Raw genomic sequence first — 13,502 nt, forward strand, 5'->3', positions numbered from 1 at the left:
GGGGCGAGCAATGACCAAAACCGCACTGGTGACCGGCGCATCGTCGGGAATCGGCCGGGCGACCGCACAACTGCTGGCCGAGCGCGGCTATCGGGTGATCGGTACCAGCCGCAACCCCGGCGCCATTGCGGAGCAGCAGCGGTTGCCCGGTGTGGAATATCGTGCGCTCGACCTCACCGATACCGAGTCGATCGAGGCGTTCGGCGCGGATCTCGGGCCGGTCGACGTACTGGTGAACAATGCGGGGGAGAGTCAGTCCGGCCCGATCGAGGAACTACCGCAGGAGGCGATCCAGCGGCTGTTCCAGGTCAACGTGTTCGGCCAGGTCCGGTTGGCGCAGTTGGTGCTGCCCGGTATGCGGGCCCGCGGTAACGGTCGCATCGTGATGGTCGGGTCGATGCTGGCGAGTTTCCCGCTGGCCTACCGCTCCTCGTATGTGGCGGCGAAGGCCGCCCTCAAGGGCTTCGCCGACGCCGCCCGCCTGGAGACCTCACCGTTCGGGGTGTGGATCACCACCGTTGAACCGGGCTCGATCAGCACCGGTATCGGCGAACGGCGCACCAAATACATCGCCGACGATTCGCCCTACCTGACCGACTTCCACACCATGATCGAACGACTCGACCGCAACGAGCAGGCAGGCATCCCGCCGGAGCAGGTGGCGGCGCTCATCCTACGCGCCGTCGAAGCCGATAAACCGAAGCCGCTGTACGCGACGGGAAGTCGCGCACCACTGGTGTTCACTCTGCGGCGGCTGCTGCCCGCGACGGTGATCGAGAAGGTCGTCGCCCGCTCACACGGCCTGCGTCGCTGACGCGGCGGCTCGCCTGCGAGATGTCGCGTACAGGCCGGTAACCAAGACGAACACCAACGCCGAAACGGCGATCGAGGCGCCGACGCCGAAGATGGTGCCCGCACGCGCGGCGACCGCACCACCCCCGAGTACGGTGCCGAGCCCGATTCCGGCGTAGATGGCCGAGGCGTTCAACGACACCACCAGCGCGGCCTCGCCGGGTGCCGCGTCGATGAGCCGATGCTGCTGCGCCGGTGTCTGGCACCAGGTGCCCGCACCCCACAGCAGCACCAGCGGTCCGACGAGCATCGGCGATCGCAACTCGGCGGCGGCGATCCACGTCAGCGACGTCAACGCGACGGCCATCGTGGTGTAACCGATCGCCAGCACTCGAGTCGGTCCCCATCGATCGGTGGCATAACCGGACAGCAGATTGCCTGCGACCGCACCGGCGCCGTACAGGAACAGCATCACCGTCACCGAATGCTCCGCCACGCCGACGCTCGCCAGCGCGGGCACGGTGTACGCGTAAGCGACGTAGCCCGCTGCCATACCGATCACCGTCAGCGGCAATATCGCCGTGACCGCCGGTTTCGCCAGCACCGCCAGCCGTGCCCGCAAGGGCACCTGCGGATTCCCCGGCAGCGGCGGGATCAGCCGCAACAGCCAGGCCGCCACCAGCAGGCACAGCGCCGCGACGATCCCGAGCGCCGCACGCCAATTCAGCCAGTGCACCGCCACATTGCCGAGCGGCACACCGAGCGCCGTAGCCAGGGTCAATCCGCCGACGACGATCGCCAGTGCCCGCGCCCGCATCTGCGGCCGCACCAACGCCGCGCTCACCGCACCCGCGTTCGGTGTGTAGACGGCCGCGCCGAGGGCGGCAAGCACGCGGGTGGCCAGCAGGAATCCGAAGCCCGGCGCGAGCGCCGATCCGAGATTCGCCACACCGAGCACGATCAGCGCCGCCACCAATAGGGCGCGTCGTGGAATCCGTGCTGTGAGCGTGGCCAGTACGGGTGCGGCCAGCGCGTAGGCGACCGCGAAGACCGTGATGGACTGCCCGGCCGTCGCGGTCGACACCGACAGCGACTCGGCCAAGTCGGGCAGGAATCCCGCGACGACGAACGCGTCGGTCCCGACGGCGAACGTGCCGAGCGCGAGCATCCAGACTGCGCCGAGCCCACCCGCGCCTGTTCGGGCCGCATCGGCGCCGGAATCGACGGCGGAAGCGGAATCTGAAGCGGTAATCGGGATACTAGACATCCCTATTCTCCTCATGGGTACACCACCCGGCGGTGGTGGATAGTTCAGACGGTCAGTTGCGCGTAGGTGCGCCGGGTCCACTCGACGGTGGTGCCTGGCGTCTGCGCCATCAGGTCGGCGATGGTCTGCGCGGCGAGTTCGCGCCGCCAGGCCAGGTCGGCCTTGCGCATCGCGGTGGCGACGCCGCACGGCTTGGCGAAACGGGTGGACGGTGCCGTGGTGCCGACGCCGTCGCGGCGGATCTCGGTGCAGCGAAAGGCCTCGTCGGGCCCTTCGATCGCGGTCACCACATCCATCAGGGTGATCCGCTCGGGTCGCCGGGCCAGTTCGAATCCGCCGCGCGCGCCGGGTATCGAGGTCAGGATCTCGGCGCGTACCAGGGCTTGTAGCCGTTTTTTCAGATACTGCGGAGGCAGATCGAACCATTGCGCGAGCCTGGCCGTTGGAATCGGTCCATGATCCTCGAGCCAAGCAATGGTCAGGCAGCAGTGAATGCCCCATTCGACGCCTTCGCCCATGCGCATGAAAGGGATATTACATGTACCGATTAAACCCTGTCGGCCGGGTGCGCTAGCGTCGGAGCATGCGGCTTCATGTGGGATGTGCGATGTGGACGCATCCGCAGTGGCAGCAGCGTCATCTGCCCGCGGGGCACCGGCTGCGGTCGTATGCCACCTGGTGCAACGCGGTCGAGGGCAACACCACCTTCTATGCGACCCCGTCGCGGGCCACGGTGACGACATGGGCCGCGCAGACCGACCCCGATTTCCGGTTCGTCGTCAAACTGCCCCGCACCATCACCCACGACCGCAGACTCAACGGCACCGACATCGAGTTGCGTGACTTCCTCGATGCGATCGAACCGCTGGGCCCGCGCACCCATGTGCTGTGGATCCAGCTGCCCGGCTCGTTCGGGCCCACCGATCTGGGCGTGCTCGCCGCCTTCCTGCGCGGTCTGCCGCAGGGGTATCGCGTCGCGGTCGAGGTCCGCCACAGTGCGTTCTTCACCGAAGAAGGTCCGGCGCGGCAGCTGGAACGCGTGCTCTCACGCGTCGGCGCCGAATGGATGCCGTTCGACACCACAACGCTTTTCGCGGCCGCCCCGGTCAGTGATGGCGAGCGCGAGGCATGGGCGAAGAAGCCGCGGCTCCCGCGCCGCATGCGTGCGCTCACCGAATTCCCGATCGTGCGCTACCACGGCCGCGACGCGACCGAACCGACCGTGGCCGGCTGGCGGCCGTGGGTCGCCACGGTCGTGGATTGGCTGCGGGAGGGGCGCTCACCCACGGTGTTCTTGCACACCCCCGACAATGCCGCCGCCCCGGAACTGGCCCGCCGATTCCACGACGAAGTCCGCACCCTCGTCCCAGAACTGGACCCGTTGCCGGAACCTGTATCAGCCGAACCGATGACCCTGTTCTGAACCGACGCCCCTGCTCGGAGGTCGTTCTACGACGTGCGTCCCGCGCCGCCGCGGAATGACAGCGCGTGATCACCGTAATCGGTGAGCGGACGCGACTCGACGGCCTGGCGAATGCCGCTGGCAGGCAGCTGGGTCAGCTTCGCGAACATGGGGGTATTGCCGAAGGCCGCGCGCACCTGTGTCTCCGAGGCGTAGTCGGCGCCGTAGTCGGCCAGCACACCGAAGTTCAAGGGCGCCAGCGGTGTGTCCAGCGGTGTCGGTTCGGCGGGGCGGCCGAGCGCGGCATACTGCGTCGGCACACCTTGTTCGTACCAGCACAGTTCGTAGGCCAGCTGCTCGACTGTCGTCACGCTGACCACCGGCCAGCGTTGCGATAGCCGCAGCGCCAGTGGATGCCTGCCGACCGGCGCGATCTCCCAGTTCAAGCTCTGCACCGCGATCCAGCTGCCCGAGAGCCGTTCGATCAGTACCAGATCGTCGCCGAGCTGGGCGGCGGTGTTCAACTCGGGATCCGGTGTGCTCCAGTGGGTCCGGTCCACGCCGTGGAAAGCGGAGATGTCGACCGGATGCGCGTCATCGGTCGCGTAGGCCGCGACGACCGCGGCGCGGATCTGGGCGAGTGCATCCGCAGACGAACAGCGCACCGCCAGCGCGCCGAACGAGGTGGCGATATCCACCGGCTTGGACGGCGGATCGGGCAGCGCGCCTGCCGCCAGCGGTTTCAAGCCGACCAGCGCCAGATTCCAGTTGATCTCCTCGATCGTGGAGAGATCGCCCGCGCTTTGGTACAGGATCTGCTGCTGAGTCAGCCTGCCCGCGCGCTCGAGGGTCGGGCAATCCAGCTTGGTCAGCGCGCCGAGTGTTTTGCTGGTGAAGCCGATCTCGCCGATCTTGGTCTCGCGCATGGTCGCGGTCATCGCGGGGGAGGTGAGGGCGGCATACCGTTCCCGATACATGGCGACGGCCTGTTTGCGCTGCCTACCGACCATCAGCGTGCGCAGCAGCGTGTTCAAGCTGGCCAGGTACTTGCTGGACTGATCCGGATCGGCCGCGAACAGCCCGGCCCGGATCCGCACCGCCTCTTCGGTGGCCGCGACCGCCGCGCCAGGGTCGAGACGACACAGCCACACACCGCATTTGGACAGTCCGTCGGCGCAGACTCCCGCGGCGTTGGGGTGGGTGGAGGCCACCTGGCGGTAGGCATTGCAGGCATCGCGAATGGTCGCGGTGGCCAGTTCCCGGTGCCCGATGGCGCGCGCCGCCTGTTCCAGGATCCGCAGCGCGTCCTGGACCTTGGCGGCGAACTGTGCGGAGACATGGCCGTTGGTGAGCCAGCGCAGGCGGATCAGCACCGCCTCTTGCGCGGGTTCCAGCGCGGCGGCGGAGCGGTCACGTGCGGAGGGATCCCCTTTGGTCGCGGCGAGGCCCGTGGCCAATTCGCACAGCGATGTCGCCAACTGCAATTCGGATTCGGCCGAACGGTCCATGGCCGCACGACGATCCGTGGCCACCCGGCGCTCGACGGCGCTCAGATCCATCGCGATCCCAACTCCCGCATCACCTTCCGTCTCCGGTCGCCGATCGGCCGGTCCGGGTGATCGGGCCGAGTCTGCCACAGATACGAGGGGCGCAGCACCCGGATGCGCGGGCTGCTGAGCCCGGGCTGATACCTATTGAACGAGCCGTTGTTTAACGGTACATTAAGTGTCGATCAGCAACGCGAGTCCGAGACTCTAGACGGACCGCGACCAGGGCATCGTCGAACCGAATGTGGCGGTGCGATCCGAACAAGGAGTTCCGATGAACCGAACCACCGTCCTCGCGCGCACCCGCCGCGGCATCGCCCGTGCCGCTGCCGTCGCGGCGATCGCCCTCGCCCCTGCGGCGCTGGTCGTCGCCCCCGCGGTTGCCGAGCCGCTCGTGCTCGAACCCATGAGCGTCGTCGAGCAGGCGCCGGACGCGTCGGCCGACCCTGTGTACGGCTACGGCTATGGGTACGGCGGCTACGGTTACGGCGGCTATGGCGGTTACGGTTACGGCTACCCGAGCTACGGCTACGGCGGCTACGGCTACCCGAGCTACGGCGGGTATTACGGGTGGCCCGTGATCATGCTCCCGTCGACCGGAAGCGCTTCCTGAGCGCTCCGGCCGCGATCCGCTCGGATCCGCACGCCGTTGGCGCCGGACATCCTTCCCTCTGATGGGAATAGCTGGACCGGGCGTGGTGCGCCGAAACCTATGATCGCCGCGGACGCCTGCGGATCGCCGGGGGGTGAACCGCAGGTGTCCGCCTCCGCGGGTACAGGCGAGATCGGCGTGGGTGGCTGGCGGAATCGGTGTGACCGAGGATGATGAGGAACGTGGCCGACCCTACCGAGAAACCCGATATCAAACCCCGCAGTCGCGATGTCACCGATGGCCTGGAAAAGACCGCCGCGCGCGGGATGCTGCGCGCTGTCGGCATGGGCGACGACGATTTCGAGAAGGCGCAGATCGGGGTGGCCTCGTCGTGGAACGAGATCACCCCGTGCAATCTCTCGCTGGATCGGCTGGCTCAAGGATGTAAGGACGGCGTCTTCGCCGCGGGCGGATTCCCGATGCAGTTCGGCACTATCTCGGTGTCGGACGGCATCTCCATGGGACACGAAGGGATGCATTTCTCCCTGGTCTCGCGGGAAGTGATCGCCGACAGCGTCGAGACAGTCATGCAGGCCGAGCGGCTCGACGGCTCGGTCCTGCTCGCGGGCTGCGATAAATCGCTGCCCGGCATGATGATGGCGGCCGCCCGGCTGAACCTGGCGAGCGTGTTCCTCTACGCGGGCTCGATCCTGCCCGGTATCGCGAAGTTGTCCGACGGCAGCGAACGCGAGGTGACGATCATCGATGCCTTCGAGGCGGTCGGCGCCTGTTCGCGCGGTTTGATGAGCCGCGAAGACGTCGACGCCATCGAGCGGGCGATCTGCCCCGGCGAGGGTGCCTGCGGCGGCATGTACACCGCGAACACGATGGCCAGCGCCGCCGAGGCGCTCGGCATGTCACTGCCGGGCAGCGCGGCGCCGCCCGCGACCGACCGCCGCCGCGACGGCTATGCCCGCCGCAGTGGCCAGGCCGTGATCGAGTTGATCCGCCGCGGAATCACCACCTCCGACATCCTCACCAAAGAGGCCTTCGAGAACGCGATCGCCGTCGTGATGGCGTTCGGCGGCTCCACCAACGCGGTACTGCATCTGCTCGCGATCGCGCATGAGGCGCATGTCGATCTCACCCTCGACGACTTCGCCCGCGTCGGCCGCCGGGTTCCGCACCTTGCCGACGTCAAACCTTTCGGCAAGCACGTCATGACCGATGTGGACCGCATCGGCGGGGTGCCGGTGATGATGAAGGCGCTGCTCGACGCGGGTCTGCTGCACGGCGAATGCCTGACCGTGACCGGCCGCACGGTCGCCGAGAATCTGGCCGAGATCGCACCGCCGGACCCGGACGGCAAGGTCGTGCGCGCCATGTCGGAGCCGATTCATCCGACCGGCGGGATCACCATCCTCGCCGGTTCGCTGGCCCCCGGCGGCGCGGTGGTCAAGTCGGCGGGCTTCGATTCGGATGTTTTCCTCGGCACCGCACGAGTATTCGATCGGGAGCGGGCGGCGATGGACGCGCTCGAAGACGGCACGATCACCGCGGGCGACGTCGTCGTCATCCGCTACGAAGGTCCGAAAGGCGGGCCGGGCATGCGGGAGATGCTCGCCATCACCGCTGCCATCAAAGGCGCGGGTCTGGGCAAAGACGTGCTGCTACTGACCGACGGCCGATTCTCCGGTGGCACCACCGGGCTCTGCGTCGGTCACGTCGCGCCCGAGGCGGTCGACGGCGGCCCGATCGCGTTCGTCCGCGACGGGGACCGGATTCGGCTCGATGTCGGCGCGGGCACGCTCGACCTGCTGATCGATCCCGAGGAGCTGGACCGCCGGGCTGTGGGGTGGGCTCCGCTGCCGTCGCGCTACACCCGTGGTGTGCTGGCGAAGTATTCGAAGTTGGTCGGTTCGGCCTCGTTCGGCGCGGTCTGCGACTGACTCGATCACCACCGGGCGGGCGCTCGGGATCGGTTCGCCTCGAGCGCCCGCAGTTGCGGTCAGGACGACTGGCCGGTCGGTGGTTCGCCGACGGTGGTGGCCGGATCGATGAGGGCGAACATCTCGCCCTGCGGGCCGCGCACCACACCCTGACGGCCGAACGGACTGTCGCCCGGACCGCTGACCACGGTCGCGCCGAGTTCGGCCGCGCGGGTGAGCGCGGTGTCGGCGTTGTCGACCTGGAACCACGCCAGCCAGTACGAGCCGTTATCGCCCGGCATCTTCGTCACATCGTTGATGCCGCCGAGCGGGTGGTCGTTTCCGGAGGCGCCGAACGTGGAGTAGACGAAGTTCTCGCCGTCCCCGATCTCGTCGTACTTCCAGCCGAAGACCGAGGCATAGAACTCCTGCGCACGACGGTAATCGCCGGTGTGCAGTTCGTTCCAGCAGTAGGCGCCGTGCTCGTTGTACACACCCGCGCCGCGGTGGGCCTTGGCCTGCCACACTCCGAAGACGCCGCCGGTCGGGTCCGCGGCGATGAACATGCGGCCCACGTCGAGCACGTCGAACGGCGGCATCACCACGGTGCCGCCTGCCGCTCCGACACGCGCGGCCACCGCGTCGGCGTCGTCGGCGGCGATATAGGTGGTCCATACCGACGGCATCGGCATTCCGGCGGGCTTGGGTCCGATACCCGCCGCGGGCCTGCCGTTGCGCAGTGCGATCAGATAGCCGCCCGCCTCCTGCGGCATGTCGGTGATCTCCCAGCCGAACATGTCGGCATAGAACCGGCGAGCACGAGCCGTATCGTCGACCTGGCTGTCCACCCAGCAGGGTGTCCCCTCCGGCCAGGCATCCTCACGAGTAGGCATCAGCAGATCCTCCCTGGCAGTCGAGTCGGAAATCCGACCGTCCGAACCCGGTCGGCGTCTACCAAGTGAACCACTCGGGTGCACGCCTCGACAGGGGTTGCTAGAGATCGAGCACCAAGCGGCCACCATCGCAGCGAGAGACGCAGGGAAGCATGGCGCCCGCGGCGCGTTCGGCGTCGGTGAGTGCGGTGTCGCGGTGGTCGGGGTCGCCGTCGAGTACCCGCACCACACATGTGCGGCAGAAGCCCTGACGGCAGGAGTACGGGGTCGCGGGCCGCGTCTCGAGGATGGTCTCGAGGGCGGTGCGATCGGCGGGTACGTCGATGATCGCGCCGGTGCGGGCCAGCTCGATCTGGAACGGCTTGCCGTCGACGACCGGGGGAGCGGAGAACCGTTCGGAATGCAGCGCGACGTCGGGCAGCTGTCGTACCGCGGCCGCGACGTTATCGGTCATCGCGACCGGGCCGCAGCAGAAGACCGCGGTGCCGGGACCGACGCCGGGGAGTAGATCCGCACCGGTGGGCAGACCGAACTCGTCGTCGGTGCGCACGGTGACGCGGTCGCCGAATTCCTCGAGTTCGGCGAGAAACGGGATGGTGTCGCGGCTGCGCCCGGCGTACACCATCGTCCATTCCACGCCCAGCCGCTGCGCCATCCGCATCATCGGCAGGATCGGCGTGATGCCGATGCCGCCTGCCACGAAATGCGCTCGCGTCGACGGCGACCCGTCGTAGCCCGGCACGACGAAAGGGAATGCGTTGCGCGGTCCACGCACCCAGACGGTGTCACCGACGCGCAGATCCTCGTGCACCTCGATCGAACCGCCGCCACCGCCGGGAATTCGGCGCACCGCGATGCGGTAGCAGGCGATATCACCGGGATCGCCGCACAGCGAATACTGCCGTACCCGGCCCGAGGGCAGTTCCAAGTCGAGGTGCGCGCCGGGGAACCAGCGCGGCAATTCGCCGCCCTCGGGTGCGCGCAGTGTCAGGCTGACCACGTCGGTGTCGTGTGCGACCGAGTGGCGATCGGTGATCGTCAGCTGGGTACGCAGATCATCGGCCGCGAGCAGCCGTTCGCGACGGTGCACCAAACCTGCCCAGCCCAGCCGAAGCGTCGCCAGCCCTGCCATCGTCCGCATCAGGATGTCGCGCTCGCGTTTGCCGTAGAGCGCGGGCGGTACCTCGGTCGGAGCAGGGAACAGTGCGTTCACGATGCGATCGCCTTGGCCGCGGGCGAGGTGGCCAGATAGGCCACCGCCTGGCTTGTCGAACCCACCGATTCCGGTGAATAGCGCGGGTTGAACGTCGACAGGGCGCTCCACAGCAGCGACGGCACACCAGGTAACGCACCCCGCCACATCGCACCGAACAGTTTCATCGTCAGCCGGAAGTAGCCGATGTTCGGCAGGCTCGGATCGGCGGTGACGAGGAACTTGGTTCCGCGCGCGACCAGCACGATGAACAGCGGAAACACCAGCAGCATCGGTATCGCCCGCCGCAGGTATCCGGCGCCGAAATACACCGCGACATCGTGGGCGACATGGCGATGTTCGACTTCTTCGGCGCCGTGCCACCGGTACAGATCAGCCATCCGGGAATCGGCATTTTTGCCTTCCAAGTCGGCATTGAGCACCCAGTCGCCGAGGAAGGCGAAGAAATGCTCGAGGCAGGCGATGATCGCCAGCCGCTCGACCAGATGCTGGCGTCGCGCCTGCTCGGTGCGGGCCGGACGTGGGCCTGCCGCCTTGCGGAACAGGAACTCGGCCTGGCGGACATAGGGTTCGACATCGATTCCCTGACCGGCCAGTACCTGATTCAGCACCTCGTTATGGGTTTCGGCGTGCATCGACTCCTGGCCGATGAAGCCGATCATGTCCTCGCGCACCTTCTCATCGCGCACCATCGGCAATGCCTCGTTGAAGGTCTGGCAGAACATCCGCTCACCCTCGGGTAGCAGCAGATTCAGCGAGTTCATCACGTGTGAGGCGATCGGCTCGTCCGGCATCCAGTGCAGCGGGGTGCCGGTCCAGTCGAAGCGCACGTTGCGCGCCTGCAAGGACACGGCGCCGGGATCGGCGCTCGACTGTTCGGTCTTTCCGCGAGGTTTCATTGCTCGACTCCTGCCCGTCTCATGCGCGCGCGGCGGCGGTTTCGGGTGCGCGCCGAGACTGTTGCCCAGCCCGCAGGAACTGTCCCGGGCCCCAGTTCTTTCCGAGTCCATCGGCGAAAACGCCGTGACGGTAGACAGGGATGCCGTTGACGATGGTGGCCAGCACCGCCCGGTCATTACGGTTGACCATCCGGTCGAGGCCGAACTCGGGCATCGGGTGTTCGTGTAGCTGGTGCACCGACTCGTCCAGCCCGGCCGGATCGACGATCACCAGGTCGGCACGGTCGCCGCGCCGGAGGAAGCCCGCATCGATGCCGTACCACTGCGCGAGTTCACCGGTCAGCCGATGCACGGCGTGTTCCACCGAAAGGAACGGACGCTTCGTCGTCTGGGCTCGTACGACTCGCTCCAGCAGCCGCAGGTGGTAGTTGTAGAACGCCATATTGCGCAGGTGCGCGCCTGCGTCACCGAAACCCATCTGCACACCCGGATTGGCGGCAAGCTTGTCGGCGTATTTCGGACGATGATTGGCCACCGTCGTACGCCAGCGCAGCTCGGTCCCGTATTCGACGACCAGATCCAAGTAGGCGTCCACCGGATGTATTCCGCGATCCACGCCGACCTGACCGATGGATTTACCGACCACCGATTCGTCCGGGCAGGCCAGGATTTCGGCGTCGAAGAAGTTGCGATGCCAGATCCGTGGCGAGAATTTATCGTCGTAGTTCTTGCGGAACCAGCGCCGGTAGTCCTCATCGCGCAGCAGCTCGTTGCGCTCGACCTCGTCTTTGAGATGAAGTGCCGCCGCACCCGCGCCGAATTCCTCGAACACCACCAGATCGATCCCGTCGGCGTAGACGGTGAACGGCACCGGAAGATGCTGCCAGCGGAATTCGGTGCGCGCGAACCGGTTCAGCAGCGGCGCGGTGTACATCATGAAATAGACCAGCGGCGGATAGGCCTTGGAATCGGCCGCCGACAGCAGTGAGGTCTTGAGCCTCTTGCGGCCGGCCAACCCGGAGCTGGCGAGGAAGAACTTCCAGATATTGGGCCGGAAGTTCACCGTCGGCGCGCTCTGCAGAATCCGCTCACGCCTGCGCAATACCTTGTTCAGCGCCCGGACCTCTTTGCCGCGTGCATAGGTCGACGGCAGCGAACGTGAGCGGTAGATGTCGCCGTCGATCTTGTCGAGAGTGTTCGACATCGACGACATCCCGAGGAAGCCCGCGTCCACGGCTTGGTCGAGATAGGACTGCATCCGTTCGAGTTCGGCCCGCTCCGGCTTGGTATCCCGGGTGACGGCGCGATCGATCCCGAGCACATGGGTGCGCAGGTCCGAATGACCGAGGAACGCGGCGACATTCGGGCCGAGCGGCAGCGCGTCGAGCGCCTTCGCGTACTCGGCCGGATCGCTCCAGGTGCGTTCACGCTCCAGCACACCGTGCACCGCGTCGCGCGGCACCGCCTCGACCCGGCTGAAGATATCGGCACAGTCGGAGTTGGAGGCCAGGATCGTCGACAGCGAACAGTTGCCGACGACGACGGTGGTGACGCCGTGCCGCACCGACTCCGAGAGTTCGGGTTTGATCAGTATTTCGGCGTCGTAGTGGGTGTGCACGTCGACGAAACCAGGCATCACCCACTTGCCGTGTGCGTCGATGACCTCGGTGTCCGCGCCGACAGGTAGCGGATCCGCCGAGACCTCCTCGACGATGCCGTTGCGAATGCCCAGGTTGCGGGGCAGCGGCGCGGCGCCGGTGCCGTCGAACCAAGTGCCGTCGGTGATGACGAGGTCGAAATCGGACACAGGGTGCTCCTTGCCGGTCATCGGGTGCGGTGGTCGTCGACGAACGCCGCGCCGAGCTCGGCGACGAGTTCGGGATTCTTGAACGGCAGCCAATGCCCGAACGGCACATCGCGACGCACGACATCCGCCGCCCAGCGCCCGGTGTCGTCGTAGCCCGCCGGCCGCACCGCGACATCGCGGGTATTGACCACCAGCTGAACCGGCACCTTCGTGTAGCGCTCGCGCGGCCGGGTCAGGCGCGCGATGATGTTGGCGCGGTAGAACTTCAAGCCCGAGACCATATCGCGGTTCAGCGATTCGGCCACGTGCACCCGCTCTCCGGGAATACCCTCGACCACCCGGAGGAACAGCCGCCACGACCAAGCCCGGCCGAACACGCGCCACACCAGATCCGACAGCACCGGCACCATGAAGAACCCGGTGTAGGCCGAGGAGACCAGCTGGGTGAGCGGGCCCCACACATTGCGCGGTGTCGGGCTCGACAGCCTGGCACGCACCCACTGCGCGAGATGATCCAGGTTGGGCCCGGAAATCGAGGTGAACGACGCGATCCGTTGCTCGGCGCCCGGGTCGCACACCGCTTCCCAGACCTGCACCGACCCCCAGTCGTGGGCGATCACATGCACCGGCCGATCCGGGCTGACGGCATCGACGACGGCGAAGAAATCGGCGGCGAGCTCCTCGAGGCGATACCGGGCGACCTTTTTCGGCGCACTCGATTCCCCATAGCCCCTGGTGTCATAGGCGATGACATGGAACCGCTGCGCCAGCAGCGGGATCACCGAGTCCCACAGGTGGTGGGTATCCGGCCGGCCGTGCACCAGCACCACCGGCTCCGCATCCGGGCTTCCGTACTCGAAGACGGCGATGTCGATATCACCGTTTCCGACGACCCGGCGCCGCTGCGGCGCCCGGTCGCCGGTCATCAGTTCGCCCGTCATCAGGCCCCTTCCCTCGGGCTCCATTGCCCGTCGACACCCGGTACATATGTAGTACCGCCAGTACTGGGTAAAGAGTGTTGCTACATGAGTGAAGGATGTCAACCTCGGGGCGTGATCGGAGGGCGGGCGCGGTAGTGATCGAGCACAGTTTCGGGCCGGGAGGTCGACAACGATCGGGGCGACGGGCGAGAGTAGCGTGACGCGCGTCATATGGCGTGCGG

At 67.2% G+C, this 13,502-nt stretch carries 12 protein-coding genes; 4 read left to right on the plus strand and 8 right to left on the minus strand.

What is annotated here, in order from left to right; genetic code table 11:
- The first annotated feature begins 10 nt into the window (after window positions 1-10).
- Complete coding sequence (locus tag ACFXNW_RS19735) at window positions 11-814, plus strand: SDR family oxidoreductase (protein WP_379419173.1); 804 nt, start codon at window positions 11-13, stop codon at window positions 812-814.
- On the opposite strand, the gene ACFXNW_RS19740 is transcribed toward ACFXNW_RS19735, so the two are convergent.
- Entirely contained in the window at window positions 794-2,059 is a 1,266-nt protein-coding gene (locus ACFXNW_RS19740; RefSeq protein ID WP_379419174.1) for an MFS transporter, read from the minus strand. The two genes, ACFXNW_RS19735 and ACFXNW_RS19740, sit on opposite strands and share 21 nt — an antisense overlap.
- Window positions 2,060-2,103: 44 nt before the next feature.
- A complete protein-coding gene (locus ACFXNW_RS19745; protein WP_379419175.1) occupies window positions 2,104-2,583 on the minus strand; it encodes an RrF2 family transcriptional regulator in 480 nt (159 codons plus the stop codon).
- A gap of 59 nt (window positions 2,584-2,642) precedes the next feature.
- On the opposite strand from ACFXNW_RS19745, the gene ACFXNW_RS19750 reads away from it, so the two are divergent.
- The gene (locus ACFXNW_RS19750) at window positions 2,643-3,482 is read left to right on the plus strand and encodes a DUF72 domain-containing protein (protein ID WP_379419176.1); all 840 of its coding nucleotides are present in this window, start codon (window positions 2,643-2,645) and stop codon (window positions 3,480-3,482) included.
- 26 nt (window positions 3,483-3,508) lie between these two features.
- On the opposite strand, the gene ACFXNW_RS19755 is transcribed toward ACFXNW_RS19750, so the two are convergent.
- Window positions 3,509-5,020 carry a hypothetical protein gene (locus ACFXNW_RS19755; protein ID WP_379419177.1) on the minus strand — a complete coding sequence of 504 codons (1,512 nt, stop codon included), beginning with the start codon at window positions 5,018-5,020 and terminating at the stop codon, window positions 3,509-3,511.
- Between the two features lie 262 nt (window positions 5,021-5,282).
- On the opposite strand from ACFXNW_RS19755, the gene ACFXNW_RS19760 reads away from it, so the two are divergent.
- Complete coding sequence (locus tag ACFXNW_RS19760; RefSeq protein WP_379419178.1) at window positions 5,283-5,621, plus strand: hypothetical protein; 339 nt, start codon at window positions 5,283-5,285, stop codon at window positions 5,619-5,621.
- Between the two features lie 212 nt (window positions 5,622-5,833).
- Window positions 5,834-7,549: a dihydroxy-acid dehydratase gene (gene ilvD, locus ACFXNW_RS19765; RefSeq protein ID WP_379419454.1), complete on the plus strand. Its 1,716-nt coding sequence runs from the start codon at window positions 5,834-5,836 to the stop codon at window positions 7,547-7,549.
- A gap of 59 nt (window positions 7,550-7,608) precedes the next feature.
- Here ilvD and ACFXNW_RS19770 read toward each other — a convergent pair whose 3' ends face one another.
- The 5 genes from ACFXNW_RS19770 to ACFXNW_RS19790 all read right to left on the minus strand — a co-directional run bounded on the left by ACFXNW_RS19770 (window position 7,609) and on the right by ACFXNW_RS19790 (window position 13,281).
- A complete protein-coding gene (locus ACFXNW_RS19770; RefSeq protein ID WP_379419179.1) occupies window positions 7,609-8,421 on the minus strand; it encodes a VOC family protein in 813 nt (270 codons plus the stop codon).
- A 100-nt stretch (window positions 8,422-8,521) separates the two neighbouring features.
- Window positions 8,522-9,634 (minus strand): PDR/VanB family oxidoreductase, encoded by a 1,113-nt coding sequence (locus tag ACFXNW_RS19775; protein WP_379419180.1) that lies wholly within the window; start codon window positions 9,632-9,634, stop codon window positions 8,522-8,524.
- Entirely contained in the window at window positions 9,631-10,533 is a 903-nt protein-coding gene (locus ACFXNW_RS19780; protein WP_379419181.1) for a metal-dependent hydrolase, read from the minus strand. The genes ACFXNW_RS19775 and ACFXNW_RS19780 overlap by 4 nt, the downstream gene beginning before the upstream one ends.
- 19 nt (window positions 10,534-10,552) lie before the next feature.
- Complete coding sequence (locus ACFXNW_RS19785; RefSeq protein ID WP_379419182.1) at window positions 10,553-12,340, minus strand: amidohydrolase family protein; 1,788 nt, start codon at window positions 12,338-12,340, stop codon at window positions 10,553-10,555.
- A gap of 17 nt (window positions 12,341-12,357) precedes the next feature.
- On the minus strand, window positions 12,358-13,281 hold the full coding sequence (locus tag ACFXNW_RS19790; protein ID WP_379419183.1) for an alpha/beta fold hydrolase: 924 nt from the start codon (window positions 13,279-13,281) through the stop codon (window positions 12,358-12,360).
- Window positions 13,282-13,502 lie beyond the last annotated feature (221 nt).

This window comes from Nocardia sp. NPDC059180, assembly GCF_042754945.1.
GTDB lineage: Bacteria > Actinomycetota > Actinomycetes > Mycobacteriales > Mycobacteriaceae > Nocardia.

Excerpts from the sequence above, each read along its gene's own strand:
- ACFXNW_RS19735 (WP_379419173.1), top strand. The coding sequence starts at position 11 with ATGACCAAAACCGCACTGGTGACCGGCGCATCGTCGGGAATCGGCCGG.
- ACFXNW_RS19740 (WP_379419174.1), bottom strand. The coding sequence starts at position 2,059 with ATGTCTAGTATCCCGATTACCGCTTCAGATTCCGCTTCCGCCGTCGAT.
- ACFXNW_RS19745 (WP_379419175.1), bottom strand. The coding sequence starts at position 2,583 with ATGCGCATGGGCGAAGGCGTCGAATGGGGCATTCACTGCTGCCTGACC.
- ACFXNW_RS19750 (WP_379419176.1), top strand. The coding sequence starts at position 2,643 with ATGCGGCTTCATGTGGGATGTGCGATGTGGACGCATCCGCAGTGGCAG.
- ACFXNW_RS19755 (WP_379419177.1), bottom strand. The coding sequence starts at position 5,020 with ATGGATCTGAGCGCCGTCGAGCGCCGGGTGGCCACGGATCGTCGTGCG.
- ACFXNW_RS19760 (WP_379419178.1), top strand. The coding sequence starts at position 5,283 with ATGAACCGAACCACCGTCCTCGCGCGCACCCGCCGCGGCATCGCCCGT.
- ilvD (WP_379419454.1), top strand. The coding sequence starts at position 5,834 with ATGAGGAACGTGGCCGACCCTACCGAGAAACCCGATATCAAACCCCGC.
- ACFXNW_RS19770 (WP_379419179.1), bottom strand. The coding sequence starts at position 8,421 with ATGCCTACTCGTGAGGATGCCTGGCCGGAGGGGACACCCTGCTGGGTG.
- ACFXNW_RS19780 (WP_379419181.1), bottom strand. The coding sequence starts at position 10,533 with ATGAAACCTCGCGGAAAGACCGAACAGTCGAGCGCCGATCCCGGCGCC.
- ACFXNW_RS19790 (WP_379419183.1), bottom strand. The coding sequence starts at position 13,281 with ATGACGGGCGAACTGATGACCGGCGACCGGGCGCCGCAGCGGCGCCGG.